This is a genomic window from Caballeronia sp. GAWG2-1, from assembly GCF_023631405.1.
Lineage (GTDB): Bacteria > Pseudomonadota > Gammaproteobacteria > Burkholderiales > Burkholderiaceae > Caballeronia.
In genome coordinates, this window is sequence record NZ_JALQDD010000039.1 from 70,549 (window position 1) to 96,493 (window position 25,945).

Consider the following 25,945-nt stretch of genomic DNA (forward strand, 5'->3'; position numbering starts at 1 on the left):
CAGACATGCCAGGCACGATGACACAAAAGCTGATCAACGATGGCGACGCCGCCGTCGACGAGATGCTCGAAGGCGTCATGGCCGCGCACGGCGATCTGCTGACGCGCAGCGACAGCGCGCCCCGGGCGATCATCGCGCGCAACGGGCCGCGTGAGGGCAAGGTGGCGTTGATCATCGGCGGAGGATCGGGACACGAGCCGACGTTTCTGGGCTTCGTCGGCCGCGGTCTCGCCGATGCCGCCGTGATCGGCAACGTCTTCGCTTCGCCGCCGCCGCAACCGGCCGTCGATGCCGCGCTCGCCGCGCATGGCAACGCGGGCGTGCTGTTCATGTACGGCAATTACGCGGGCGATGTCATGAACTTCGACATGGCGACCGAACTGCTCGAACTCGACGGCGTCGAGGCGCGCACCGTGCTGACCACCGACGACATCGCCTCCGCGCCGCGCGACAAGCGCGAGACGCGGCGCGGCGTGGCGGGCAACGTGTTCATCTTCAAGGCAGCGGGCGCCGCGGCGGACCTGATGATGCCGCTCGGCGAGGTGGAGCGCGTCGCGCGCCATGCCAATGCGCGCACGTACACGCTCGGCGTGGCGCTCGCGCCTTGCTCGCTGCCGCAGACGCGTCAACCGAACTTTGAGATTGCCGCCGGCGACATGGAAATCGGCATGGGCATTCATGGCGAACCGGGCATGCGCCGGGAAGCCTTGCGCACGGCCGACGACATCACCGACGAAATCATGGATGCGATCCTCGCCGAGATGGGCGCGGCCAAGGGCGACCGCGTGGCGGTACTCGTGAATTCGCTCGGCTCGACGCCCCTCATGGAGCTTTACATTCTCAACCGGCGCGTTTCGCAGCGCTTGCAGGAGGCGGGACTCGTCGTGCATCGCACGCTCGTGGGGCCGCTGTGCACATCGCTGGAAATGGCGGGCGCGTCGATCACCGTCATGCATCTCGACGATGAATTGCAGCGCCTCATCGATCATCCGTGCGAGTGCGCGATGTTTCAGCAGAGGGCCGCATGATGTCCGCGCTTTCCACCGCCGACAACGCGCAACTGTTCCGCGAACTCGCGAGCACCATTGCGGCGGCGCGCGACGAACTGTGCCGGCTCGACGGCGTGATCGGCGACGCGGACCACGGCATCGCGATGGAGCAGGGCTTTTCTGCCGCGTCGAGGGCCATCGACGCATTACCGTCCGACTGCACGTTCGCGGATCAGTGGAACGCCGCGGCCAAGGGTTTTCTCAACGCGGTCGGCGCATCGTCGGGGCCGCTTTACGCAACGGCGTTCATGCGCGCGGCGAAGGCGGCGGGTGCGCGTCAGGCATTGCCGCTGAACGACGCGCCGGGGTTGATCGTCGCGATGGCCGAAGGCATCCGGTCGCGCGGCAAGGCGGAAGTCGGCGAAAAAACCATGGTCGATGCGTGGGCGCCTGCCGCCTCGGCAGCCGAAGAAGGCATGGCGGACGGCTTGTCCGTGAGCGAGATCCTGACGCGCGTTCGCGAAGCGGCGAACGCGGGCGCGGAATCCACGAAGGCGATGGTGGCGACCAAGGGAAGATCGGCGCGCCTCGGTGAACGCAGCATCGGTCACATCGATCCGGGCGCGGCCTCCGCCGCGATGGTCATCAACGTGATTGCAGAAAACTGGGGAAGACATGACACGCACTGAACGAATGGACAGCCGCGAGGTGAGCCAATGAGCGCAATGACTCCGTCGATCAAGCATCAGGGCAAGCGCGGCATGCGCGTTGTGATCGGCATCGTGTTGCTGGCCATTTTGCTGATCGCGATGGCCATGAGTACCAAAATCGTGAAGATCGGTTCCGGCGCCGATACGCAGACCAAGGAATTCGAGCCGGAAGCCTACGGCAAGAAGCAGTTTCCGAAGACGCAGGCCGCGATAGAAAAGCGCGCCGTCGATGCGGCGGCGCTGGCCGCCGCCATTGCCAAGGATCAGGACGCGGCGGGCAAGCAATACGGCATCGCGGGCGGCGGCATCGGTCCTGAAATGTCGGTGAAGTTCTCGGGTGTCGCGGGCAAGGAAGACTCCGGCGTGTACGAAGTCAAGGTGCCGGGCCTGCCCGATTCGCTCGTCATACGCGTGCAGACGGGACCGGCGATCAACGGCACCGACTTGCGCGATGCCACGGGCGACATCAGCTTCGGGCAGTTCACGAATCAGATCGACTACCAGAACGCCGGTTACGCCATCAACACGGAGATGAAGAAACAGGTTCTGTCGAAGGTCGATACCGCCAAGCTGACGGGCAAGACAGTCGATGTCGTCGGCGTGTTCCAGCTGATCAATCCGAACGGCTGGCTCGTCACTCCTGTGAAGCTGGACGCGAAATGAGCACCATCGATCCAACCAACGAACAGGGCGCGGCGAAGGATGGCGTGCTGCTGTCTGCGCGCGATGTCGTCAAGTCGTATGGCGGCGTGCATGCGCTCAAGGGCGTGAACTTCGAGATTCATCGCGGCAAGGTCACGACGCTCTTCGGCGAAAACGGCGCGGGCAAGTCGACGCTCATGAAAATCCTCTCCGGCGTGGAAAAGCCGACCTCCGGAGAAATCGAGCTGGATGGCGAACGCGTGGCGTTCACGTCATCGACGGATGCGCGCAATCACGGCATCTCGATCATTCATCAGGAACTGAGTCTCGCGCCGAACCTGAGCGTGCGCGACAACGTCTTCATGGGCCGCGAGCTGCGCACGCCGACCGGCGTCAACTTCGCCGAAGAAGCGCGGCAGACGCGCGCGCTGATGGAGGAACTCGAAGAAGACGTCGACCCCATGACGCTGGTGCGCGATCTGCGCCTCGGTCAGCAGCAGGTCGTCGAGATCGCGCGGGCGTTGTCGGTCGATTCGCGCATTCTGATCATGGACGAACCGACTTCGGCGCTGAGCGCATCCGAAGTGGAGGTGCTGTTCAAGGTGATTCGCGACTTGACGAGCCGGGGCGTATCGATCGTCTACATCTCGCATCATCTGGAAGAAGCATTGCAGGTCACGGACTATGCCGTGGTGCTGCGCGATGGCCGCATCACCGCGACGGCGGAGCGCAAGGACATCGACCTCGGATGGATCGTGCGCAACATGGTGGGCGAGAACTTCGACCTCGGCTCGCCGCCGACCGGCTACGAGTTCGGCGAAGTCGCGCTCGATATCGACGATGTCAGCATCGCCGATGAATCCGGCTCAGGCGTGTCCGTGGTCGATCGTCTGTCGCTCAAGGTGCGCGCGGGAGAGATCGTCTGCATCTACGGACTGATGGGCGCGGGCCGCACGGAACTGCTCGAAGCGGTCGCGGGACGCACGCGGCTGCCGGTGACGGGCGGAACCATTCGGCTCGAAGGCGAGAGCATGGCGGGGCTGAGTATTGCGCAGCGCATTGGCCGTGGGCTCGTGCTGGTGCCGGAAGATCGTCAGCGCGACGGCCTCGTGCCGACGATGAGCGTCGGCTCGAACTTGTCGCTCGCGAGCATCCGCTCTTTCGTGAAGGGCATCTTGATGTCACCGCCGGTCGAGCGTGAACTCGTCGGCCAGTCGATCCGCAACGTGCACGTGAAGACCTCGGGCCCGGGCGCTTCGATCCGTTCGCTGTCGGGCGGAAATCAGCAGAAGGTGGTGATCGGCAAGATGCTGGCAACCGGACCGCGCGTCATTCTGCTCGACGAACCCAGTCGCGGCATCGACATCGGTGCGAAGTCGGAAGTCTTTCGTCTGCTCGCCGAGAACGCGAAGAAGGGTTTGGCCGTCGTGTATTCGACGTCGGAAGTGGGCGAATGCCTGAGCGTTGCGCATCGCATCATCGTCATGCGGCGCGGAAAGATTTCCGCGGAATTCGGCCCCGACGCCAACAAGGACGACATCATGGCCGCCTCCGGCGAAGCCGTGGTCGCCTGAATCAGAACATGCCTGGAGACATTGAACATGAACGACGCCGCCAAAACATCGACTCGCTCCGGATCGTCCGGCGAAGGGTTCGACCTCGGCAAAGTGCTGCTCGAAGGACGCGCCTTCTTCGCGCTGATCGCCATCATCATCATCTTTTCGTTTCTCTCGCCGAATTATTTCGCAGTAGAAAACTTCCTTACGATGGCCTCACACGTGGCTATCTACGGGATTCTCGCGATCGGCATGCTGCTCGTGATCATCAACGGCGGCATTGATTTGTCGGTGGGTTCGACGCTCGGGCTGTCGGGCGTCGTCGCGGGTTTTTTCATGCAAGGCGTGACGCTCAACATGTTCGGGGTCGTCATGTACCCGTCGGTCTGGGTCGTGGTGGTGCTGTGCTGCGCGCTCGGCGCGTTCATCGGGCTCGTGAACGGCATTCTCATTGCGCGCTTCAAGGTGCCGGCTTTCGTCGCCACGCTCGGCGTGATGTACGTGGTGCGCGGTTTCGCCCTTCTCATGACCAATGGCCTCACGTACAACAACCTGGGCGGTCAGGCGGACCTGGGCAATACCGGCTTCGACTACCTGGGCTTCGACCGCTTGTTCAACGTGCCGGTGGGCGTGCTGATTCTCGCGATCATCGCGATTCTCGGCAGTATCGCGCTCAATCGCTCGGCCTTCGGGCGCTGGCTCTATGCGTCCGGCGGCAACGACCGCGCGGCGGAATTGTCGGGCGTGCCCGTGAAGCGCGTGCTGATCAGCGTGTACATGCTGTCGGGAATGTGCGCGGCTATCGCGGGACTGATTCTTTCGTCGCAGCTCACGTCCGCCGGGCCGACCGCGGGCACGACCTACGAACTCACGGCCATCGCGGCGGTCGTGATCGGCGGGGCATCGCTGATGGGCGGCACCGGCAACATTCGCGGCACGTTGCTCGGCGCGTTCGTGATCGGCTTTCTGTCCGACGGGCTCGTGATCATCGGCATCTCGTCTTACTGGCAAACGGTATTCACCGGCGCGGTCATCGTGCTCGCGGTGTTGCTCAACGCCATTCAATATCGCCGCAAGGTCAAGCGTCCGACGCCGACCGGCGGCCCACTGGCTTCTCCGCAAGGCGGCGGCAAGGCATAGCCCGACCTCCGGCACGCGAGAAGAATATCGAAGTCCTGCGCCAACACCAACCCAAGAAAGAGACACGCCATGACTATGAAGAGAAAGACCTTGATCCTTGCGGCCCTCGCCGTGGCTGCGCCCTTGTTTGCGAGCCAGGCTCAGGCGGCGGGCGGGCTGATCAGCATTATCGTCAACGATCCCGCCAATCCGTACTGGCTCGCCGAAGGCAACATCGCGGCGGCGGAAGCCAAGAAGCTGGGCTATAGCGCGAACGTGTCGGCGTCGAAAGGCGACACGAACACCGAAAGCCAGCAGATCGACACGGCCATCACCAACAAGTCGGTTGCGATCATTCTGGATCCGGCCAATGCGAGCGGCTCCGTCGGCGCCGTGAAGAAGGCGATTGCCGCGAACATTCCGGTGTTCCTCGTCAACGCGGAAATCAACCAGCCGGGGCTCGCGAAGGCGCAGCTCGTGTCGAACAACGCGCAAGGCGCGGCGCTCGGTGCTCAGCAATGGACGAAGGATGTCGGGTCGAAGGGCAACTATGTCGAATTGCTCGGCTCGCCTTCGGACAACAACGCCGCGACGCGGTCCAACGGCTACAAGTCGGTGCTCTCGCAGTATCCGGATCTGAAGATGGTCGGCTCGCAAGTGGCCAACTGGGATCGTACGCAAGGCTTCAATGCGACGCAGAGCCTGCTGCAGGCGCACCCGGATGTGATCGGCGTGATCAGCGGCAACGATGAAATGGCGCTCGGCGCGATTGCGGCGCTCAAGCAATCGGGCAAGCTGAAGAACGTGAAAGTCGGTGGTTTCGATGGCTCGCCGGCCGCGGTCGAGGCAGTGAAAGCGGGCGAGTTGCAGTACACCGTGCTGCAACCGGTCGCGGAGTTTTCCGCCAAGGCCGTGCAGGAAGCCGATCAGTTCCTGAAGACCGGCAAGACGGGCGCCGCCAGCGAAAAGCAGTTGTTCGACTGCGTGCTGATCACGAAGGCGAACGTGTCGAAATACACCGCGCCGTTCGTGCTTTCGAAGTGACCTAGCAGGCGTTTTCATCCGCGCGCCGGGCGGGCATGAGGCACGTCCGGCGCATGACGCGGCCTCATTTGCAAGACACACTGTCCGACAACCTAACCATGTCTGATACCCCGTTCTGGGTCGGCACGAGCTGGAAGATGAACAAGACCCTGGCGCAAGCGATCGCTTTCGCCGAGGGTTTGCTCGCGAGCCCTGACGACCCGCGAATCCAGTGCTTCGTGATTCCGCCGTTCACCGCGATTCGCGAAGTGAAGTCGATTCTCGCCGAGACCAATGTCAAGGTCGGCGCGCAAAACATGCATTGGGCCGAAGAGGGCGCGTGGACCGGCGAAATTTCCCCGCCGATGCTGGTCGATTGCGGCATGGATCTCGTCGAACTCGGCCATTCCGAACGGCGCGAGCACTTCGGCGAAACCGACGACACCGTCGGACGCAAGGTCGAGGCCGCCGTGCGTCACGGATTGACGCCGCTGATCTGCATTGGCGAAACGCTCGCCGACAAAGAGAGCGGACGCGCTGCGGACGTGTTGGCCACCGAGGTGCGCGGCGCGTTGGCGCGTCTTTCTCCTGAACAACGAACGGCGCCGATTCTGCTCGCGTACGAGCCTGTATGGGCTATCGGCGAGAGCGGCATTCCGGCTAGTCCCGAATATGCGGATGCGCGTCAAGCCGAGATCAGCAAAGTGGCGGAGGAAACGCTCGAGCGAAGCATTCCCTGTTTGTACGGCGGCTCCGTCAATCCGGGCAACTGCGCGGAACTGGCCGCGTGCCCGCACATCGATGGACTTTTCATCGGCCGTTCGGCGTGGAGCGTGAGCGGCTATCTGGATATTTTGAAACGCGTCGGCGCGGTGCTTTGACTTGGCATGCGCCACCTGCATCGAACAATCGACGGAGATACTCATGAAGCTAGCAATTGGTGGAGACAGCGCCGGAGTGGGACTTGCACGCGTGCTGGCGGATTATTTGAAGGACCGCTTCGAGGTATTCGAGGTGTCGCACAATGAGGCGAGCCCGAACGAGTTTTACGCCAATCTCTCGGACCGCGTGGCCTCTGGTGTGATGAGCGGCGAATACGATCGCGCGATTCTCGTGTGCGGGACGGGCATTGGTGTAAGCATCTCGGCGAACAAGGTGCCGGGCATTCGCGCCGCGCTGTGCCACGATACTTATTCGGCGGAACGCGCGGCGCTTTCCAACAACGCGCAGATCATCACGATGGGCTCGCGCGTGATCGGACCTGAAGTCGCGAAGACCATAGCCGATTCGTTTCTCGCCAATACCTTCGACGAGAATGGACGCAGCGCGGGCAATGTGAACGCGATCAACGAGCTCGACGACAAGTATCATCGCTAGGATAGTGCTCGCTAGACCCGTGCGCCGCGCTTGCGCACGGGGCGCGTCGACGTGTGAAAGCGGTCCTCGGTTTGCTCGATAGCCTGTCCGAGAAATTGCAGGAACATGCCCATCGCGACCGTGGTCGTCAGATCGGAGCGTTGATACAGGCAACTGGACGATTGCGCGCCCGCATCGGCGAGCGGCGTCCATGCGAGCTTGCCCCCGGCGACGTCTTCCGCGACATTCTCCGCAATCAGAAAGCCGATGCCGATGCCATCCGCCACCAGCCGGCGCACCATGGCGACCGAACTGGTTTCGACGAGCGGTCGCGCATTGCGCCGGTCGCGGTGATCGATCTGATCGACCATCGCGCGCAATTCGGTATCCGGCGACATCAGGATGAGCGGATAGCCAAGGCAGTCGCGTAGTCGCGGACGTCGCTGGAGTTTCGTGAGCGGATGTCCCGGTGGCGTGACCACGCCGAGGTGCTGCACATATGCGCGCACTTCCACGACGCCGGGCGGCGGCTTGCGACGCAGGCCGTAGCCAATGTCGGCCTCACCGGTCTCCACCCACTTCAAGATGTTTTCGCCGTTACCCGAACGCACGCTGTAGGTGACGCCCGGATAGCGCGTCATCGCGGCCTGAATCGCGCCGGGCACCAGATACTCCGCCGACGAAGGCGACACGGCCAGATTGACGTGTCCGCGCCGCAGCGAGCGCAAGTCCTCGACCTGAGTCATCGCGTTGTCGAAATCGCGCTGACCGCGCCGCACGGCCGCGATGATGATCTCGCCCGCCGTGGTGAGCTGCATGCCGCGCGGCAAGCGGTCGAAGAGCGGCGAGCCGACCTGTTCTTCCAGATTGAGGATCTGCTGATGCACCGCAGCCGCGGTCAGATGCAGCGATTCGGCCGCCTTGCGGATGGAACCGCGCCTGACGACTTCGTCGAAGCAACGGAAGGTCTGTGATATCGGACGCATGGCTTACCGTATGGATTTTTCTGACGACCCGTTTAAAACAATCAGGTTTTACTGACGCGTGGAATAGCCTAAATTTTGCTCCATCATCTTAACGGAGCAAACCGTGACTACCACCGTCGATCAAATCACCCAGCGTCGCCGCGGCGTCGGGCTCATAGCGCACGACCCGAACCTGTCCGCTGGCGGCTATACACTGATCGCGCCGCAAACGGCAGGCGGGCGCGTGTTTCTCGTCGATATGCGCGGCGAAGTCGTGCATGAATGGCAGATGCCGGTGCGCCCCGGCCGTCATGCGGTGATTCTCCCGAACGGCAATCTCGGTTACAACGGCAATCATGCGGATTCGGAAGATCGATATGCGCCTTGGTCGATGTGGCACGGCGGCGATTTCTACGAAGCCACGCCGGAGGGCGAGGTAGTGTGGCGGTACCAGGACCCGGCGCATCATCACGACGCGCAGTGGCTGCCGAACGGAAACCTGCTGTACGCCGCGTGCGCGCCGGTGCCCGCGGGTTTCGCCGATCGCGTGCCGGGCGGCACGGCGCATGGTCCGGACGAGCCCATGTTCGCGGACGTGATCCGCGAAGTGAATCGCGCGGGCGAACTCGTGTGGGAATGGAAAGCCTGGGAGCATCTCGATCCGAAAGACTTTCCTATCGCGCCGGGCTTCGGCCGTTATCACTGGCCGCTCGTGAACGGGCTCGGTGTGAATGCGCAAGGCGAGGTGCTGATGAGCTTACGCACCACGTCGGGCATTATCGCGGTCGACCGTCGAACGGGCCACGTGACCATGCATATCCCACCGGACGTGATTTCGCATCAGCATGCGCCGGTCGCGCTCGCCAACGGCAACATCCTCACGTTCGACAACGGCAACTTTCGCGCGGGCGCGCACGTGGCATTCTCGCGTGTGTTGGAGATCGATCCGTCGACGCACGAAATCGTATGGTCTTACGCCGACGACATGGTCAACATGTTCTACAGCGCGTTCATGGGCAACGCGCAGCGGCTCGCGAACGGCAACACGCATATCACCGAATCGGCGACGGGGCGTCTTTTCGAAGTCACGCCCGCAGGCGAAGTGGTATGGGAATACGTGATTCCGTGGTTCGCCGAATACCCGGACGAAGCGGCCCGCGAGACAGGTCCGGGGCAATTGAACAGCGTCTTTCAAACCTTCCGCTACCGCCGCGAGCAATTGCCATGGTTGCCTGCTTGAGCGCCGTGCGCCGCGCGCTTCGAAACCATGGGGGTCTCGTGAAAGCTGAATCCGCCACGCATGATGTCGACGCGCGTTTGCCCGCATGGCAACTCGCGCTGTTCGGTCTGCAACATGTGCTGTCCATGGCCGCATCGCCCGTTACGGCGGTCTTTCTGATGTCGCGCATGTTGTCGCTGCCAGCCGAGATGACCGTGCATCTGATCGGCGCGACGTTCTTCGTGTGCGGCGCCGGCACGATCTTACAGTCGCTCGGCGCGGGGCCGGTGGGCGCGCGGCTGCCATTCGTGATGGTGCCGGGCGGCGCGCCCGCGATGCTCTTCGCCGTCATCGCGATGCAAACGGATCTGCGTACCGCGGCGGGCGCGGCGATCCTCACCAGTCTCTTCTACTGGATCGTGCTGCCGGTATTCGCGCGCTGTCTGCGCTTCTTTCCGCGCGTGGTCGTGGGCGCCATGCTGCTGCTCGTCTCGGTCAGTCTCATCCGGATTTACGCCGGAATCGTCGTCGGGCAGCCGGGGACGCCGGGCTTTGCGCGGCCCGAGGCGCTCGGACTTGCGCTGCTGACCATCGTGGCCACGCTCGCGGTCGCGCGTCTCTTCAAGGGCACGCTGGGCAGGCTCGCGGTGCTGCTGGGTCTTGTCATCGGCACGTTCGCCGCCTGGGCAATGGGTTCGATGTCGCTAAGCGGCCTCTGGAGCGGCCCGCTCTTCACGTGGCCGATGCTATTGCCCTTCGGCATGCCGCGCTTCGACGTGCTGGCCGCGCTTCCCATGCTGATCTTCAGTGTCATTTCGATGGCCGAAGCCACTGGACAGACGGTTGCCGTCGGCGAGATCACGGGCAGGAAGATCGACGTTCGCCGCGACGTACCGCGCACGATTCGCGGCGATGCGCTCGCGTCGCTGATCGGCTCGTTGCTCGGCACGTCGCTCATCATCACGAGCGCGGAGAATATCGGCGTCGTGCAGACCACGGGTGTGCGGTCTCGCTACGTCACCGCGACGGCGGGCGTGATGCTGATGCTCATCGCGCTGTTCGTGCCGCTCGGACGCCTTGCCTACGCGATTCCGGCGCCCGTGGTCGGCGGCACCGCGCTGATCGTCTTCGCGATGATCGGCGTGATGGGGATCAACCTGCTCGGCAAGGTCGATCTGCACGCGCGCGGCAATCAGTACACGCTGGCTGCGGCGCTCGTGATGGGTCTGTTACCGATACTCGTGCCCAACGTCTATGCAGCGCTTCCCGGCTCGCTGCAGATCGTGATGGGTAACGGCATGGCGGCGGGCACGCTGACGGCGATCATCGTCAATCTCATATTCGGCGCGTGGCGTCTCGCGCCGGTGGAGAAGGTTCAGTCAACCTGATTTCCGGACTTTCGAGCTCAGGCAGTTCTCCTTCTAACGCTCCTCCCAGACAGCATGACAACAAAAACTCATCGCGCGACACTCGTCGCGGGTTTGACCACGCTCGTCGTTTCGCCGCTGGCATTCGCGCAAAGCAGCGTCACGTTATACGGCAGCATCGATTCGGGTATTGGATACGTGAGCAATTTGCGCGGCTCGTCGGCTTATATCGCGCAGCAAGGGACCCTGCAGGCGGACCGCTTCGGCTTTCAGGGTGTCGAGGAAATCGGCGCGGGGCGCTCGGTGCTGTTCAGGCTCGAAAGCGGTTTTGTCACGACGACGGGTGCATCCGCCAGCAGCACGACGTTCTTCAATCGACAAGCCTATGTCGGAATGTCCGACGCGACGCTCGGCACGGTCACGCTCGGGCGTCAAACCGACTGGAACTTCGACTGGCTCGGCTCGGTTTCGACAGCGCAGTTGCTCGGCGACTTTTCCGCGTTTCATCCAGGCAATCTCGATGGTCTCGGCAGCACGCTTCCCGTGCAGTTATCGAGCACGGTCAAGTGGAAGAGCGCTGCTTATCGCGGCCTGAGCGTCGGCGCGCTTTATGGATTTCCGGGCGCGTCGGCCAGCAATACCAACGGGCGGACAATCAGTTTCGGTGGAAACTATGCCAATGGTCCGCTCAAACTGGTGGCGGTGTATTCGGAGTACCGCGACCGGCTGCTGCCGCTATCCAGCGGGCTCGGGCTGACTTCGTTCGAAGGTCAGACGCTCGCGCCCGGCGTCACGTTCAATGCGAGCCAGGTGCGGGAGATGGGTATTGGTGGCTCGTACCGGTTCGAGCGCGTCACGCTGCATGCGCTCGCAACCGATATGCGCATCGCGTCCAAGGGCGGCAGCGAACATTTTCGCAGCATCGACGGCGGCGCGAATCTGCGCGTGACACCCGCGGAGGAAATCGGCGTGGGCGCATGGACGGCGACGCTCAGCGCGCGTCGCTGGACGCAATTCACAGCGGCCAATGTGTATTCGCTATCGAAGACAACCCAGCTTTATGCCGATGTGATGTTCGAAACGGCGGGCGGCGGCGCGGTGGCCAATACGCTTGGCATCGGGGCGGCTTCGGGTGGGAAGCAGGTGGTGTGTCTTGCCGGGATTCATCACCTGTTCTGAGAATGATCGATCTTTCGGCACGGCTTGCGCCGCATCATTGCAGTTTCCAGATTTGCGCCGCGATCTCGCCTTCGTCCTGGAAAGCATCGAGGATGGTCTCCAGGCCCACGAACGGCACGTTATTCACGGTCAGGAAGAAGGCAAGCCGCCGGCCGCTCTTTGCATCGATATACCCCGCAAGCGCCTGTGACTTGAGAAGCGGCACGGGCGGTGTGGTGTTGCTCAAACCGCCATACGTGCCGGTCTTGGCGTAGACACGACCCTTGGCACCGGCTAGCGTCGGATCGGCCTCGAAGCCGGTGACGGTCGTGAGCGAGCCATCGACGCCGAGTACCGGCAAAGTATCGACATATGTCGCATAGTCGGGCTTGAGCCGCATGGCGCGCAGCAGCGTGATGACAGCCTTCGCGTTCGCGGTGGTATCGCCGCCGCCGCTGCCGTCGATGAAGTGATACTGGTCCGGCGAAATGCCGAAGGTCGAAGACAGTTCGCCTTGTTCGGTCGTAAGCGCCGTGGCCATGGTGCGCGAGCCGTTCTTCGCCAGTCCGTATTGCATCAGCGTAATGTCCGCGCCGATGTTGTAGCTGACCTTGTTCACGAAACGCAGATCCTGCGCATACGGAGCGGCGGTGAGTTGGGCGACCCGTTGCGCGCTCGAATAAGAACCTTGCGCCGGCAAGGATGCAACCGGATTCGCCTTGACGGGCGCGGCCGTCACGGTTACGCCCGCGCGTGCGAGCGCTTCGATCAGCACCGTGCGCGCATATGTGGAGGGATCGGTGATGCGAAACGTCTGCACCAGCGGATACGCGCCGGTCAGCGCGGGCGGAACCCCCGCCGGCACCGTGCCGCTCACTTCGCCGACACAGGTAGCCTGGCCGATACAGTTGAGCGGCTCATCCGGGAATGCCTGATTGAGCACGACGGCAAAGTCCGACGTCGGCGCACCCGTGGTGAGCGTCGATTGCACCGTGAACGCCGCCGACTGGGGCCGGTACACGAACGGCAGCAGCGCACCTTGCGCGCTTGCGCTGAAGGCGACATCCACGAGATCGTCGTTGACCAGGATCGGCGTCACGTTGAATTCATCGCGGAAGTCGAACGCGTCGAACAGACGATCGTCGATCACCACATCGCCATTGACCGTCTTGATGCCCGAGGCGGCGACCTGCGCGGCCAGCGCGTTGTAACCGGCGAGCGGATCGGGCGTGGTCAGTTGCGCGTTGCCGACACTATTGGCTTCGTTGTGATCGAACGCGGTGAGCGCGATCGTCCCGTCCGGATTCGCGCGACCGCCCATGGTGAGATCGCCGCTCGCGACGAGTACGAGATTGCCGGTGAGCGTGCCGTTTGCATCGACGGTGCCTTGCTTGTAGACCGGCGTCACCAGTCGATGCTGCGCACCGATGACGTCGAGCGCATTGGCTGTGGAGAAGAGCTTACGCACGGACGCGATGAACACCTGTGAGCCCGAGTCGAGATCGTAGATGACATGTCCGGAGTCCAGATCGACGACCTGCATGGTCCACGTCGCGCCGCTGTACGCAGGCTTTTTCATCACCTGCATGATGGTGTCGGGCACCGTGGTATCGGTATGGTCCGAGCCGCCGCACGATGCCAGCAACACGGCGGACGCCAGCGCCATGCAGCGCGTGACGGTCGGTTCCATCAAAGGCTTGATCGCCGAGCGGAAAGACATCATTGCGTCGTATCCTTTTTGGTTGTAGCGCAATGCGTTGAGAGTCGCCGCTTGGAGGAAGCATTTGACCGGACATCGGTCGCGGGTGATCAGGGCGGGGACGTTTTTTTTTGCGGTGCCGATGCAAATATAAGTTAGGAAGGCGAGACTGACTACGTACTCCCATACACGAACTGTGCGATGACGAACAGAGACGCGGCTGTCCGAATTCTGCGGGAATGGAAACGACCGGATAGCCAACACGTTCGCGTCGCGTCAGGCGTTGCACGTGCCCCGACACCTTGCATGATCATTCCGTCAGGCTCCCGTCATGCTGAACCCGACTGCTCCACGCGCTTCGAACGCTTCGCCGCTGGCGGTGTCGCAGCGAGTTTCGGCACAGCGTCCGGACTTGTCGCGACGAGCGCCCTAATGCCGGCAGCGGCAAATCTCACGATCTAAATACGTCGTTCGGCAGCCGGTCGTATCAAGTCTATTCGGCGAATATCGCGGATGGACACTACGAACCGGGTTCAAGGCATCGCTCGGACTGAAGGATCTGCGACTCGCGTCTGGAGCCGCGCAAGAGCTGGGCGCCGCGTTGCCGATGCTCGCCGCCGTCTAGGAACGCATGACTGAAACCGTCGCGGCGGGATTGGGCGAGCGAGACTGGTCGGCCATGGCGAAAGTCACCATCGAGAAACCACGCACCGAGAAGTGAAGGGCGTCACTCAAGCCGCTTCCTGCTGCATGAGCGCTCCTTACCGTTGGATTCCGTCGACGTCCTGTAAGAGAGGCTGCCGACGCTGCTCACTGTCGATATGGCTCGGCGCATGCAACGAGCGCCGTAACCGCTAAAATTGCGGTTTTAGCCCGGAATACCTGCATGTCTTTTGCCTCGCTTGGCCTGATCGATCCGTTGCTGCGCAACCTGCAGAAGCTCAATTACCAGACACCCACGCCGGTGCAGGTCAAGGCGATTCCTGCTGTGCTCGGTGGCCAGGACGTCATGGCGGCCGCGCAGACCGGCACGGGCAAGACCGCGGGTTTCGCGCTGCCGCTGCTGCAACGGCTGGTGCAACACGGGCCGGCGGTGTCCAGCAATCGCGCGCGCATTCTCGTGCTCGTGCCCACGCGCGAACTGGCTGAACAAGTGCTGCAAAGCTTTATCGATTACGGCGAAGGCCTCGACCTGCGATTCCTGGCCGCGTATGGCGGCGTGAGTATCAATCCGCAGATGATGGCCTTGCGCAAAGGCGTCGATGTGCTGGTCGCCACACCGGGCCGTTTGCTGGATCTGAATCGCCAGAACGCGGTGCAGTTCGATCGAGTACAGACGCTAGTGCTGGATGAAGCCGACCGCATGCTCGATCTGGGCTTCGCACGCGAACTCAACGCCGTGTTCGCCGCCTTGTCCGCAAAGCGCCAGACGCTGCTGTTCTCCGCCACGTTCTCCGATGAAATCCGCACGATGGCCGCGAGCATTCTGCGCAGCCCGGTGAATATCAGCGTTAGCCCGCCCAATGCCACGGCCAGCAATATCAAGCAGTGGGTGGTGACGGTGGATAAGAGGAACAAGCCTGAACTCTTCATGCACCTCGTGGCCGAGAACAAGTGGGAGCACGCGCTGGTGTTCGTCAAGACCCGTAATGGCGTCGACTATCTGGCGGCCATGCTGGATGAAGCGGGCTATTCGGTCGACACCATCCACGGCGACAAGCCGCAACCCGCGCGTTTGCGTGCACTCGAACGCTTCAAGACCGGCGAAGTCCATATGCTGGTCGCCACCGATGTGGCTGCGCGCGGACTGGATATCGACGACCTGCCTTTGGTCATCAACGTCGATCTGCCGATCGTGGCGCAAGACTATGTGCACCGCATAGGCCGCACCGGCCGCGCGGGCGCGAGCGGCGTGGCGGTGTCGCTCGTATGTGCCGATGAAGCGCCGCAACTCGCCGCGATCGAAGCGCTGATCCGGCAAACGCTGGTACGCCGGGAAGAACCAGGTTTCGAAGCCGAGCATCGCGTGCCGCAAACCAGCGCGACGGGCGAGATCGTCAAAAAACCTAAAAAGCCCAAAAAGCCGAAAGTGCCGCAGGTTACGCCGGGCGCGGCGCCGGTGCCCGGCAAGAAGTCGCGCCCGCAGGATGGTGAAAACAAGCGCAAGCCTGTGGCACAACAAGACACAGGATTGTCTGGCGTCAATCCGTTTAGCGTGAAGAAGCCGCGTAGTAAATCCGGCAACAAGCCAGCCGCGGTTGCAGGTAAGCCGGCTGGCGGGCGTGGCAAACGCTAGCCCTCGTCGGGGTGTGATCGGTCTCGCAATGCATCCCGACCGCCGGCCAGCGTTTTCCGCCTGTCACGTCCGCTCACTCCAACTCCACGCCCTTCAACTCCGGAATCAGCACGACAGTCGCGACGACATCGACGATATAGATACAAGCTAGCGCCGCGATGGCCGTGCCAAACGAGTAATAGCTCGCCACCGCGCCGATCGCGAGCGGTCCGAACCCGCCGACCGCGCGACCGATGCTCCACAGCACATTCTGCGCGGTGCCGCGTGCATGAGTCGGATACAACTCGGCCATGAGTGCGCCATAGCCGCCCATCATGCCGTTTACGAACACGCCGACCACCATGCCGCCAATCAGTAGCGCCTCGGGCGTCGTCATGCGCGAGTAGACGAACACCATGACGAGCGCGCCCAACTGATAGATCACGAAGGTAGGCTTCCTGCCGATTCTGTCCGCGAGCTGCCCGAAGATCCAGATGCCGACCAGCATGCCGAGAATCGACGCCGCCGTCCATGTCGCCGACTTGGCGAGCGTGAAGCCGAACGCCTTCGTCAGATAGCCCGGCATCCAGATGATGAGACCGTAGTAGCCGAAGTTCTGCACCGAACACATGACGATCATGCCGATGCTGCGGCGTCGCGTTTCCCGATCGCGAAACAGCGTCTTGAGGGGAAATTCGTGCCGCCTCCTGATTGCTTTCTCGATGAAGATCTTCGGTTCGCCAATCGCCTTGCGGATGACAAACGACAGCACGGCGGGTGCGAGTCCCACGAGAAACATGCCGCGCCACCCGATATGCGGCAACAATACCGGCGTCAGCAGCGCGGCGATCAGCACGCCGATCTGCCAGCCCATGCCGACATACGAGGAGACGCGTCCGCGCTTTTCGGCGGGCCACGCCTCGATGGCGAGCGCCATGCCGATACCGAACTCGCCGCCAAGTCCCAGGCCCGCCACGAAGCGATACGCGAGCAGGTCGTGGTATCCGGTCGCGAAAGCGCACAGACCGGTGAACAGCGCAAAGAGCAGAATGGTGTAAGTTAGCACGCGCACGCGGCCGAGATAATCGCTGAGTATCCCGAAGCCGATGCCACCCGCGACGCCGCCGACGAGCGTCCACGTAACGAGCGAGCCCGCTTGCGCGGAGCTGAGTCCAAGGTCCGCCGAGATGAGGCTCAGCATGAAACCGAGGATCAGCAGGTCGAAGCCGTCCATGGCGTAGCCGGAAATCGATGCGACGAGCGCGCGCACGTGCGGCGGTCCGAATATCGATTTGTCCGTGGCGCTTTGTGGCGAGCTGCCGTAAGACGCCGGCCGTGCCGACGCCGATACATCTTGCGTGATGTCGTCGTTCATGTGTGGTCTCCCCGTGGACGCCTTAATTGAGCGCGTCCGGATCGTGCGGCAGCGGCGCGCCCGCGCCGGTGCGCTCGACGATCAGCCCGTAATGTTCCGGCCGCCGATGCTTCGCGAAGTTGAAGACGTGCTCGCGGAACGTGTCGCCAAGCGCGAGATCGACGTTCGCGAAGATCACCTCGTCGTCTTCGCTCATGCTTTGCGCGGCGATCTCGCCCGAAGGCGCGACAATCACCGAGCCGCCGATCATATGAAAGCCGTCTTCCTTGCCGCATTTGGCGGCGGCGGCAATCCACATCGCATTCTGATAAGCGCTCGCCTGCAACGTGACGAGATGGGTATGCATGCGCAAATGGACCGGTTCGGGCCAATGAATGTTCTCGGACGGCGTGTTGTAGCCGAGCACGCCGAGTTCCGCGCCTTGCAGCGACATCGCGCGCCATGTTTCCGGCCAGCGGCGGTCGTTGCAGATGCACATGCCGAGGCGCGCGCCCATCGTGTCGACGACAGGAAAACCCGAGTTGCCCACCGCGAAAAACTTCTTCTCCAGATGCTGGAAAGGCGCGTCCGGCTTGTGCTCCGAATGCCCCGGCAAATGCGTCTTGCGATACTTCGCGACGATCTTGCCGCTGTCATCGACGATGATCGACGTATTGAAGCGCTCGCCTTGCGCCGTCAGTTCCGCATAGCCGAGATAGAAGCCGATGCCCGCGTCGCGCGCGGCGTCGAAAAGCGGCTGTACGTCGGGATTCGGCATCGATCGCTCGAAGAAGCGTTCCATGGCCGCTTCCTCGCTCATCCAGTAGCGCGGAAAAAAAGTGGTGAGCGCGAGCTCCGGGAACACGACCAGCTTTGCACTGCGCGCCTTCGCTTCGTACAGCATGGCGACGAGCCGCTCGACGACCGCCCGACGGTCATCTGCGAGATGGACCGGTCCCATTTGCGCGACGGCCAGGCCGATTTTGCGTGACTTGCTCATGACTTCCTCTTTTGTTCCGGGTGTTGATGTTCGGGGTATCCGAAAGACGGGTGGAGAGCGCCTGTCCCGGCGTCGGCAAGCGCGCGGAAAAACCGGCCGCTCGCGGAGACTTCGCGCGTGGCCTGATAGGGCAACGGCGTCGAGCGTGCAATGAAGCGGCCGCTGCCGGGTTCGGCATGAAAGCCGGCGTCATCGACGATCACGCGGCCCGCGCTCACCACCGTGCGCGGCCAGCCCGTTACCTTCGTCCCCTCGTAGGGCGTGTAGCCCACGCGATCGTGCAATGCGGAGGCTGTCAGCACGACTTCATGGTGCGGGTCCCAAACCGCCATGTCCGCATCCGCGCCCGCTTCGATCAGCCCTTTGCGCGGCGCGATGCCGTACATGCGCGCATGATTCGTCGAACTCAGCGCGACGAATTCGGGCAACGTCATGCGCCCCTTGTGAACGCCTTCGGAGAACAGCAGCGGCAGGCGCACTTCGAGTCCGGGCATGCCGTTGGCCATCTGCTTGAACGTGGTGGCTTCGCCATGCGGCAGCTTGCCGGATTCGTCGAAGCGATACGGCGCATGATCCGACGACACCGTCTGCAACACGCCCGCCTTCAGCGCCGTCCACAAGGCTTCCTGAGCGTTCGCGTCACGCAGCGGCGGGCTGCAGCAATACTTCGCGCCTTCGACGCCGGGAAGGTCCATCGCGTCTTCGGTGAGCAGCAGATAGTGCGGACAAGTTTCGCCGTACACTTGCGCGCCCATGCGCTGCGCCGCGCCGATGGTCGCGAGCGCGTCCTGCGCGGACACGTGAACGATGAGCACGGGCGCGTCGAAAAGCCTGGCGAGCTGGATCACGCGATTCGTCGCTTCGGATTCCGCCAGCGCCACGTGACTCGTCGCGTGGTACTTCGGCGCGGTGCGGCCGCTTTCGAGCAGCTTTTGCGAGACCCAGCGGATCACGTCGTTGTTTTCGGCATGTACCATCACGAGCGCGCGTTCGCGTGCAGCGAGAGCCAACACGTCGAGCATCTGGTAGTCGTCGATCTTCAATTGATCGTAGGTCATGTAGACCTTGAATGACGTGATGCCCCGGCGAATCTGCTCGACGAGATCTTCCTGAAGCGTGCGGTGGTCCGTCTCAGAGACAATCAGGTGATAGCTATAGTCGATCACCGACTTTGCCCGCGCGAGCGCCGCGTAGTCGTCGGCCACTTGTTTGAGCGATTGTCCGCGATGCTGCGCGGCGAACGGCACGATCATGGTGGTGCCGCCGTGGGCCGCCGCGACGCTTGCGGAGTACCAGTCGTCGGCGCCCATGTTTCCCATGCCCGAGCGTTGCTCGACGTGACAGTGCGTGTCGATACCGCCCGGCAGCACGTAGCGTCCGGTCGCGTCGATATCGCGTTTGCCTGCGGGCAGGCCGCGCGCCACTTCGACGATCCGGTCGCCGACCACGCCGACGTCCGCCTCGAAGACTGCCTCGTCCGACGCGACGAGTCCATGACGTATGGTCAGATCAAATTGCTGCATGTCTTTTGTCCGCTTGAGAATTCAGAGGTGTTGGTTCGCTCGCGCGCGGCGAGCCACCAGTCGACGCTTGCACGGGCGAGCGCTTCGGTCGGGTCGATTGCGGGCACGTCGAGCGCAACGCCCGCCAGCGCCACCGGAATTTCCGTGCACGCCATGAGCAACGCGTCGGCGCCGCGATCGATCAGTGCATGAGCGGCGCGTTTGAGCCACGCACGCGCTTCGTCGATTCTCCCGCCTTTCACGGCGGCGATTGCGCCCATGACCTGCGTCGTCTGCGACATCTGACCCGGTTCGATCGCGTCTATGCCGCTTGCAGCCAGTTGATCGTGATAGATGCGCGCTTTGAGCGTCGCTGTCGTCGCGAGCATGCCGACTCGCCGCGCACCGGGGCACGTCACCGCAAGCGCTCGAAGCGCTGCCTCGCCGATATGCAGCACCGGCCGTGCCGTCTCCTGCGCGAGCCGCTCGTGCCAGACATGCGCCGTATTGCAAGGAATCGCGATGGCCGCGCAACCGGCCGCTTCGAGCGTGCGCAGGCCGTCGAGCAGATGCGGCCAAGGCGCGTCCGATCCCGCGAGAAAGGCCGTGCTGCGATCGGGTACTTGCGGCACGTTATGCACGATGACCGGCATATGCTCTTGATCGGACGCGGCGGGCGTCGCCTGAATCAGCTTGACGAGAAAGTCGGCGGTGGCGAGCGGCCCCATGCCGCCAAGCACACCGAGACGCGGAAGCGCAATGAGCGCGGCGTTCATGTCGGACGCCATGGGTCCTGCCGCTCGCGACAGATGGCGAAGGCGAGCGAGGCGGCCGTCGAGCACGGATCGATTACCGGCACGCCGAGCGCCGCTTCGATATCGGCGCGAAGCGGCGTCATGCCCGCGCAGCCGAGCACGATGACATCGGCGCCATCTTCGTCACACAGCGCGCGGCCGGTCGCGATGAGCTTGTCGAGCGCGGCGTCTCGGTTGCCCGATTCGGCCACGCCAAGATTCACGGCGCGTTCTCCCGCGACCGTCTGTGCGATGCGCGCCGCATGATAAGACCGCCAGTGACGCAGCATGCCGTGCGTGCTCGCCGCGATCACGCCGATGCGCGACCCGCGCGCAAGCGCGACGCCCATGGCCGCGGCACCGATGCCGAGCACCGGCTGTTGCGTGAGTTCGCGCGCGGCGTGCAAGCCGGGATCGCTGTAGCACGCGATGACGAACGCACTCGCCGACGCTTCATGCCGCGCGACGTACTCGGCCACGGCGACGGCGGCGCGGTCGGCATCGCGCTGGGTTTCGATGCCGCCGTCGACCGCGAAAAGCGTCTCGAAGCAAACGGGCGCGTCGTCCGCGCCTCGAAGCGCGCACACGGTCTTTTCGATCTCGCGCGTGACGGTGGCGAGACCGTTCGGATTCAGGAAATGGATAAGCTTGGGCATGGCTCGGATCGACTCTCTTCGCGGGGCTCGACTAGAACGAACCATAGCAACGTCGATATTCGCCGTGAAATAGTTCAAATTTCGTATCCCATAGACGCGCTGCATGGATTCGTCGCGCGGCGGTGCCCGCGCTACACTGCGGGCGGTTCACTTACATCCGAAAGCGGCGGCGCGGCAACATGACGGCGCGATGAACAACGACCAAGCCCATGAATTACGACGAGGAAATTCCCAACACGCGCACCATGAGCCTGCGGCAGATTGAAGTATTCCGCGCGATCATGATGACGGGTTCAATCAGCGAGGCCGCGCGTTCGCTGTATGTGGCGCAGCCCTCCGTGAGCCGTGTCTTGCAGGTGACGGAAAGCCGACTCGGGTTCTTGCTCTTCGAACGCATGCGCGGCCGGCTCTATCCGACGCCCGAGGCAAAACGTATCTTCGACGAAGTCATGCGCGCGTATGAAGGCATCGAGCGCGTCGATAATCTCGTCCGTTCTCTCGCCGACGGCACGAGCGGCAAGCTCAACATCGTATGCAGCCCGAGTCTCGGCGTGCATCTCGTGCCGCTCGCCATTGCACGATTCCACGCCGAATTCCAGCAGTTGCCCATTCAGTTCGAACCGCTCACGCACAACCATCTCGTGCCTCGCGTGCTGTTCGGCAAGAACTGCATCGGCGTATCGATGTTCGCCGTCGAGCACCCGAACCTCGTCACCATGCCGATTGCAAGCGGACGGCTTCTCTGTGTCGCGAAAAAAGGCGCGCTGGCCCGGCGGCGTGCGCTCGACCCGAAACAGGTCGCCGCCATGCCGTGGATCGATTACGAGCAGGACACGCCGCTCGGACGGATCGTCGGGCACGTATTCAGGAACGAGCGTCGGCCGGAGCCGGTCGTGCGCGTGCGCTCGGCCATCAGCGCCTGCACGCTCGCGAGGGAAGGCGTCGGCGTCGCGGTGGTCGATCCGTTCTGCATCGATTCCGCCATGCGAGACCTGCTCGATGTCGTGCCGTTGCGTGCCGAAGCCGAGCATCGGCTGACCGCGAGTCTCATCTATTCGCACGTCGAGCCGCTGTCGAACGCGGCCCGGCGCTTCGTCGAGATCCTGCGCGACGTGCTGAACGCGCATGGCGTCAGCCGTTCGACGTAGCTTTGTCATCGCCATTGGCGATGGTGCCTTGCCAAATGACCACGTCCAAGCAAGCCGGCCTGATGCAAGATGCTTCTCAAACAGCCACCGACAACAAAACTGCACCGCGCCTGACGAGGCGGTCATTTGACGGAGCGAGACGAAGCAATGCAACTCGATCAGGTTAGCGCGGGTCCACGCACGCTTTACGACAAGATCTGGGACAGCCACCGCGTGATGTCCCGCGACGACGGGCAGGATCTTCTCTACGTCGATCGTCATTACATTCACGATGTCACCGCGCAGTCGTTCGACCTGTTGCGCCAGCGCGGGCTCAAGCCGCGTTCGCCCGAGCGCATTTTCGGCACGCCGGATCACTACGTTTCCAGCACGGCGAACGATATCGCGGCGGTGACCGACCTCGAACGGCGCGCCATGATCGAGTCGCTGCAACGCGACGCCAACGAATCGCGCATCACCCTGTTCGACATGAACGACACGCGGCGCGGCATCGTCCACGTGGTCGGGCCGGAGCAGGGCCTGAGTCTGCCCGGCATGACCGTCGTTTGCGCCGACAGCCACACGTCCACGCATGGCGCGGTGGGCGCGCTGGCCTTCGGTATCGGCGCCACCGAAGTGGCTCACGTGCTCGCCACGCAATGCCTGTGGCAGCGCAAGTCGCGCAACATGCGTATCACGCTCGACGGCACGCCGGGTGCTGGCGTAACGGCGAAGGACCTGATTCTCGCGGTCATCGCGCGAATCGGCGTGGCTGGCGCGACGGGACACGTGATCGAATATGCCGGCTCCGCCATCGCCGGCTTGTCGATGGAAGGGCGGTTGACGCTCTGCAACATGACCATCGAGGCGGGCGGTCGCGCCGGCATGATCGCCCCGGACGAAACCACCTTCGCTTATCTCGCCGGACGGCACTACGCGCCCACGGGCGACCGGTGGCAAAGGGCGCTCGCGTATTGGCGCGGCTTGTTCACGGACCCAGGCGCGGTGTTCGATCGCGAAGTGCTTATCGACGTGACCGAGATCGTCCCGATGGTCACATGGGGCACTACGCCCGGCTATGCCTGCGCCATCGACGGCCGCGTACCGGACCCCATGGAGCAGCCCGATCCCGACCTGCGCGCGGCGATGTCGCGTGCGCTCGACTACATGGGCCTCGCGGCGAACGAGTCGCTCGAAGGCGTCGCGATCGACCGGGTGTTCATCGGCTCGTGCACCAACGGGCGCATCGAGGACATGCGCAGCGCGGCGGAAGTGGCGCGCGGCCGTCATATCGCGCCGAGCGTGGAAGCGTGGGTCGTGCCGGGTTCGCATGAAGTGCGTGCGCAGGCGGAAGCGGAAGGGCTCGACCGCATCTTCATGGAAGCGGGTTTTCAGTGGCGCTATCCCGGCTGTTCGATGTGTCTCGCGACCAACGGCGATATTGCCGAACCCGGCCAGCGCTGCGCTTCGACATCCAACCGGAATTTCGTGGGCCGTCAGGGACCCGGCGTGCGCACGCATCTGATGAGCCCGGCGATGGCGGCCGCCGCGGCGGTGACCGGACGTCTCACCGATGTCCGCCGTCTCCTGGGAGTGTGAACATGGAACGACTGGAGTACCTCGATGCAGTCGCGGCGCCGATCGTCGCGATCAACTGCGATACCGACCAGATTCTGCCCGCGCGCTATCTGCAAAAACCCCGCTCCGACGACTTCGGCCAGTTCCTGTTTCGTGCGCTGCGCTTCGATGCAAATGGCGCGGAACGTCCCGACTTCCTGCTCAACCAGGCGTCTTTGCGGGAGTCGCGCATCGTCGTGGCCAACCATAACTTCGGTTGCGGTTCGTCGCGCGAGCATGCGGTCTGGGCGCTCTACGACTACGGCATCCGCGCGGCGATTGCACCGAGCTTCGGCGACATCTTTTTCATCAACTGCCTGAAGAACGGACTGCTGCCGATCGTGTTGCCCGAGGCCGTGGTGCTGCCGCTGCTCGATAGGTTGTCGGAGAGTCCGGGCAGCCGCATCGCCATCGACTTGCCCGCGCAGACCGTCACCTTGCCCGACGGGTCCTCGCACGCCTTCGAGCTGGAGCCCTTCGCCAAGGATTGCCTGTTGCGCGGCATGGACGAGATCGACTACACGCTTTCGCATCTGGACCGCATCGTGGCATTCGAGCGCGACCGTGCCGAAACCTTTTGACGGCGCGCACACGGCGCGCTGTTTCCAATAACGACCAAGGAGATTACAGATGAAGATTGCAGTCATGCCCGGCGATGGTATTGGCCCCGAAGTTGTCGCGGAGGCGCTCAAGGTGCTGCGAATCGTGGCGCCGCACGCCGAGACGCAGGAGGCTGCCATCGGCGATGCCGGCATTCGGGCGCACGGCGTGCCGCTGCCGCCGCCCACGCTCGAAGTGGCGCGCAAGGCCGACGCGATTCTCTTCGGCGCGGTAGGCGTGGCCGACGAAGCCGATATCCCGCGCGAGGAGCGTCCCGGCACCGGGTTATTGCAATTGCGCGAGGCACTGACGCTCTATGCCAACTTTCGCCCGGCCTTCATGTTCCCGGAGCTGATCGGCGCTTCGACGTTGCGTCCGGAAGTGGTGGATGGACTCGACATCGTGATCGTGCGCGAGTTGAACGGCGACGCCTACTTCGGCCAGCCGCGCGGCTTCGAGACCAATCAGGCGGGCGAGCGTGTGGGGTTCAACACCATGCGTTACTCGGAGTCGGAAGTGGAGCGCGTCGCGCATGCTGCCTTCAAGGCCGCGCAGCGCCGTCATCACAAGCTCTGCTCGGTGGACAAGGCCAACGTGCTGGAAGCAAGTCAGTTGTGGCGCGAGGTCGTCACGCGCGTCGGGCGGGAATACCCGGACGTCGAACTGAGCCATCTCTTCGTGGACGCCGCCGCGATGATGCTGATGCGGCGCCCCAAGCAATTCGATGTGATCGTCACGGGCAATCTCTTCGGCGATATTCTGTCGGACGCGGCCGCCATGCTGACCGGCTCGATCGGCATGTTGCCTTCGGCCTCGCTCGGCTATAACCGCAAGGGCTTGTACGAGCCGGTCCACGGGTCGGCGCCGGATATTGCCGGAAAGGACATCGCCAATCCGCTTGCCGCGATTCTGTCGTGCGCGATGATGCTGCGCGAGAGCTTCGAAATGGAAGACGACGCGCGCCGGGTCGAGCAGGCCGTGCGCGCGGTGCTCGCGGCCGGTTACCGGACCGCGGATATCCAGCAGGAAGGCACGCAGCGCGTCGGCACCCGCGACATGGGCGATGCCGTGGTCGAGGCGCTGCGCAAACAGGCGGCCTAAGAAGATCGCGTTGCGCGGACCGGCTCCGCTATGTCGATAATCAGCAGTCGCGGGAGATGCCAGGATATTCATAAGCCGGTCCGCAATTGACACTCTGTCGTCCCTGAAGTACCTAA

General features: G+C 63.4%; 23 protein-coding genes. 16 read left to right on the forward strand and 7 right to left on the reverse strand.

From position 1 onward, the window contains the following. Positions 1-5: 5 nt before the first annotated feature. The 8 genes from NCR98_RS26375 to derI all read left to right on the forward strand — a co-directional run bounded on the left by NCR98_RS26375 (position 6) and on the right by derI (position 7,416). A complete protein-coding gene (locus tag NCR98_RS26375; RefSeq protein WP_244830439.1) occupies positions 6-1,028 on the forward strand; it encodes a dihydroxyacetone kinase subunit DhaK in 1,023 nt (340 codons plus the stop codon). Continuing rightward, on the forward strand, positions 1,025-1,678 hold the full coding sequence (gene dhaL, locus NCR98_RS26380; RefSeq protein WP_250527798.1) for a dihydroxyacetone kinase subunit DhaL: 654 nt from the start codon (positions 1,025-1,027) through the stop codon (positions 1,676-1,678). The genes NCR98_RS26375 and dhaL overlap by 4 nt, the downstream gene beginning before the upstream one ends. Positions 1,679-1,705: 27 nt before the next feature. Next, the gene (locus NCR98_RS26385) at positions 1,706-2,362 is read left to right on the forward strand and encodes a DUF2291 family protein (protein ID WP_250527799.1); all 657 of its coding nucleotides are present in this window, start codon (positions 1,706-1,708) and stop codon (positions 2,360-2,362) included. Then, positions 2,359-3,915, forward strand: a complete 1,557-nt coding sequence (locus NCR98_RS26390) for a sugar ABC transporter ATP-binding protein (RefSeq protein ID WP_250468269.1) — start codon at positions 2,359-2,361, stop codon at positions 3,913-3,915. The genes NCR98_RS26385 and NCR98_RS26390 overlap by 4 nt, the downstream gene beginning before the upstream one ends. 27 nt (positions 3,916-3,942) lie before the next feature. After that, entirely contained in the window at positions 3,943-5,037 is a 1,095-nt protein-coding gene (locus NCR98_RS26395) for an ABC transporter permease (RefSeq protein ID WP_244830432.1), read from the forward strand. Between the two features lie 69 nt (positions 5,038-5,106). Then, on the forward strand, positions 5,107-6,060 hold the full coding sequence (locus NCR98_RS26400; protein WP_244830431.1) for a D-ribose ABC transporter substrate-binding protein: 954 nt from the start codon (positions 5,107-5,109) through the stop codon (positions 6,058-6,060). A 98-nt stretch (positions 6,061-6,158) separates the two neighbouring features. Beyond that, positions 6,159-6,920 (forward strand): triose-phosphate isomerase, encoded by a 762-nt coding sequence (locus NCR98_RS26405; protein WP_250527800.1) that lies wholly within the window; start codon positions 6,159-6,161, stop codon positions 6,918-6,920. A gap of 43 nt (positions 6,921-6,963) precedes the next feature. After that, positions 6,964-7,416, forward strand: a complete 453-nt coding sequence (gene derI / locus NCR98_RS26410; RefSeq protein ID WP_244830427.1) for a D-erythrulose-4-phosphate isomerase — start codon at positions 6,964-6,966, stop codon at positions 7,414-7,416. Positions 7,417-7,427: 11 nt separating this feature from the next. Here the strand turns inward: derI and NCR98_RS26415 are convergent, their stop codons facing one another. Further along, positions 7,428-8,381 carry a LysR family transcriptional regulator gene (locus tag NCR98_RS26415; protein WP_244830425.1) on the reverse strand — a complete coding sequence of 318 codons (954 nt, stop codon included), beginning with the start codon at positions 8,379-8,381 and terminating at the stop codon, positions 7,428-7,430. 103 nt (positions 8,382-8,484) lie between these two features. Between NCR98_RS26415 and NCR98_RS26420 the strand changes: the two genes are divergently transcribed. From NCR98_RS26420 to NCR98_RS26430, 3 genes are read left to right on the forward strand one after another with little or no spacing between them, the layout of a single operon-like run. Further along, a complete protein-coding gene (locus tag NCR98_RS26420; RefSeq protein ID WP_250527801.1) occupies positions 8,485-9,600 on the forward strand; it encodes an aryl-sulfate sulfotransferase in 1,116 nt (371 codons plus the stop codon). Between the two features lie 38 nt (positions 9,601-9,638). Then, on the forward strand, positions 9,639-10,967 hold the full coding sequence (locus tag NCR98_RS26425) for a uracil-xanthine permease family protein (RefSeq protein WP_250527802.1): 1,329 nt from the start codon (positions 9,639-9,641) through the stop codon (positions 10,965-10,967). Between the two features lie 54 nt (positions 10,968-11,021). Beyond that, entirely contained in the window at positions 11,022-12,125 is a 1,104-nt protein-coding gene (locus NCR98_RS26430; RefSeq protein WP_250527803.1) for a porin, read from the forward strand. A gap of 34 nt (positions 12,126-12,159) precedes the next feature. Here the strand turns inward: NCR98_RS26430 and dacB are convergent, their stop codons facing one another. Next, positions 12,160-13,827: a D-alanyl-D-alanine carboxypeptidase/D-alanyl-D-alanine endopeptidase gene (gene dacB, locus NCR98_RS26435; RefSeq protein ID WP_350029529.1), complete on the reverse strand. Its 1,668-nt coding sequence runs from the start codon at positions 13,825-13,827 to the stop codon at positions 12,160-12,162. Positions 13,828-14,689: 862 nt separating this feature from the next. Here dacB and NCR98_RS26440 point away from each other — a divergent pair. Further along, positions 14,690-16,099, forward strand: a complete 1,410-nt coding sequence (locus tag NCR98_RS26440) for a DEAD/DEAH box helicase (RefSeq protein ID WP_250527804.1) — start codon at positions 14,690-14,692, stop codon at positions 16,097-16,099. Between the two features lie 73 nt (positions 16,100-16,172). Here NCR98_RS26440 and NCR98_RS26445 read toward each other — a convergent pair whose 3' ends face one another. From NCR98_RS26445 to NCR98_RS26465, 5 genes are read right to left on the reverse strand one after another with little or no spacing between them, the layout of a single operon-like run. After that, a complete protein-coding gene (locus tag NCR98_RS26445; protein ID WP_250527805.1) occupies positions 16,173-17,453 on the reverse strand; it encodes an MFS transporter in 1,281 nt (426 codons plus the stop codon). Between the two features lie 22 nt (positions 17,454-17,475). Continuing rightward, complete coding sequence (locus NCR98_RS26450; protein ID WP_250527806.1) at positions 17,476-18,432, reverse strand: N-carbamoyl-D-amino-acid hydrolase; 957 nt, start codon at positions 18,430-18,432, stop codon at positions 17,476-17,478. After that, positions 18,429-19,955: a dihydropyrimidinase gene (gene hydA / locus NCR98_RS26455; protein ID WP_250527807.1), complete on the reverse strand. Its 1,527-nt coding sequence runs from the start codon at positions 19,953-19,955 to the stop codon at positions 18,429-18,431. Before hydA ends, NCR98_RS26450 begins: the two co-directional genes overlap by 4 nt. Further along, a complete protein-coding gene (cuyB, locus tag NCR98_RS26460; protein ID WP_250468277.1) occupies positions 19,937-20,710 on the reverse strand; it encodes a cysteate racemase in 774 nt (257 codons plus the stop codon). Before cuyB ends, hydA begins: the two co-directional genes overlap by 19 nt. Continuing rightward, on the reverse strand, positions 20,707-21,384 hold the full coding sequence (locus NCR98_RS26465; RefSeq protein WP_250468278.1) for an aspartate/glutamate racemase family protein: 678 nt from the start codon (positions 21,382-21,384) through the stop codon (positions 20,707-20,709). Before NCR98_RS26465 ends, cuyB begins: the two co-directional genes overlap by 4 nt. A gap of 209 nt (positions 21,385-21,593) precedes the next feature. Here NCR98_RS26465 and NCR98_RS26470 point away from each other — a divergent pair, with 209 nt between their 5' ends. The 4 genes from NCR98_RS26470 (at position 21,594) to leuB (ending at position 25,829) form a co-directional block, all read left to right on the forward strand. After that, entirely contained in the window at positions 21,594-22,532 is a 939-nt protein-coding gene (locus NCR98_RS26470; RefSeq protein WP_244830407.1) for a LysR substrate-binding domain-containing protein, read from the forward strand. A gap of 147 nt (positions 22,533-22,679) precedes the next feature. After that, positions 22,680-24,110, forward strand: coding sequence for a 3-isopropylmalate dehydratase large subunit (gene leuC, locus NCR98_RS26475; RefSeq protein ID WP_250527808.1), 1,431 nt, complete (start codon positions 22,680-22,682; stop codon positions 24,108-24,110). A gap of 2 nt (positions 24,111-24,112) precedes the next feature. Continuing rightward, entirely contained in the window at positions 24,113-24,709 is a 597-nt protein-coding gene (leuD, locus tag NCR98_RS26480; protein WP_250527809.1) for a 3-isopropylmalate dehydratase small subunit, read from the forward strand. 49 nt (positions 24,710-24,758) lie between these two features. Beyond that, complete coding sequence (gene leuB / locus NCR98_RS26485; protein ID WP_250527810.1) at positions 24,759-25,829, forward strand: 3-isopropylmalate dehydrogenase; 1,071 nt, start codon at positions 24,759-24,761, stop codon at positions 25,827-25,829. The last annotated feature ends 116 nt before the right edge of the window (positions 25,830-25,945 follow it).

Coding starts and splice junctions, on each gene's coding strand:
- NCR98_RS26400 (WP_244830431.1), top strand. CDS start 5,107: ATGACTATGAAGAGAAAGACCTTGATCCTTGCGGCCCTCGCCGTGGCT.
- NCR98_RS26465 (WP_250468278.1), bottom strand. CDS start 21,384: ATGCCCAAGCTTATCCATTTCCTGAATCCGAACGGTCTCGCCACCGTC.
- leuB (WP_250527810.1), top strand. CDS start 24,759: ATGAAGATTGCAGTCATGCCCGGCGATGGTATTGGCCCCGAAGTTGTC.
- dhaL (WP_250527798.1), top strand. CDS start 1,025: ATGATGTCCGCGCTTTCCACCGCCGACAACGCGCAACTGTTCCGCGAA.
- NCR98_RS26390 (WP_250468269.1), top strand. CDS start 2,359: ATGAGCACCATCGATCCAACCAACGAACAGGGCGCGGCGAAGGATGGC.
- NCR98_RS26415 (WP_244830425.1), bottom strand. CDS start 8,381: ATGCGTCCGATATCACAGACCTTCCGTTGCTTCGACGAAGTCGTCAGG.
- leuC (WP_250527808.1), top strand. CDS start 22,680: ATGCAACTCGATCAGGTTAGCGCGGGTCCACGCACGCTTTACGACAAG.
- NCR98_RS26445 (WP_250527805.1), bottom strand. CDS start 17,453: ATGAACGACGACATCACGCAAGATGTATCGGCGTCGGCACGGCCGGCG.
- derI (WP_244830427.1), top strand. CDS start 6,964: ATGAAGCTAGCAATTGGTGGAGACAGCGCCGGAGTGGGACTTGCACGC.
- NCR98_RS26440 (WP_250527804.1), top strand. CDS start 14,690: ATGTCTTTTGCCTCGCTTGGCCTGATCGATCCGTTGCTGCGCAACCTG.
- NCR98_RS26450 (WP_250527806.1), bottom strand. CDS start 18,432: ATGAGCAAGTCACGCAAAATCGGCCTGGCCGTCGCGCAAATGGGACCG.
- NCR98_RS26385 (WP_250527799.1), top strand. CDS start 1,706: ATGAGCGCAATGACTCCGTCGATCAAGCATCAGGGCAAGCGCGGCATG.
- NCR98_RS26470 (WP_244830407.1), top strand. CDS start 21,594: ATGAATTACGACGAGGAAATTCCCAACACGCGCACCATGAGCCTGCGG.
- NCR98_RS26430 (WP_250527803.1), top strand. CDS start 11,022: ATGACAACAAAAACTCATCGCGCGACACTCGTCGCGGGTTTGACCACG.
- NCR98_RS26395 (WP_244830432.1), top strand. CDS start 3,943: ATGAACGACGCCGCCAAAACATCGACTCGCTCCGGATCGTCCGGCGAA.
- NCR98_RS26375 (WP_244830439.1), top strand. CDS start 6: ATGCCAGGCACGATGACACAAAAGCTGATCAACGATGGCGACGCCGCC.
- cuyB (WP_250468277.1), bottom strand. CDS start 20,710: ATGAACGCCGCGCTCATTGCGCTTCCGCGTCTCGGTGTGCTTGGCGGC.
- hydA (WP_250527807.1), bottom strand. CDS start 19,955: ATGCAGCAATTTGATCTGACCATACGTCATGGACTCGTCGCGTCGGAC.
- NCR98_RS26405 (WP_250527800.1), top strand. CDS start 6,159: ATGTCTGATACCCCGTTCTGGGTCGGCACGAGCTGGAAGATGAACAAG.
- dacB (WP_350029529.1), bottom strand. CDS start 13,827: ATGATGTCTTTCCGCTCGGCGATCAAGCCTTTGATGGAACCGACCGTC.
- leuD (WP_250527809.1), top strand. CDS start 24,113: ATGGAACGACTGGAGTACCTCGATGCAGTCGCGGCGCCGATCGTCGCG.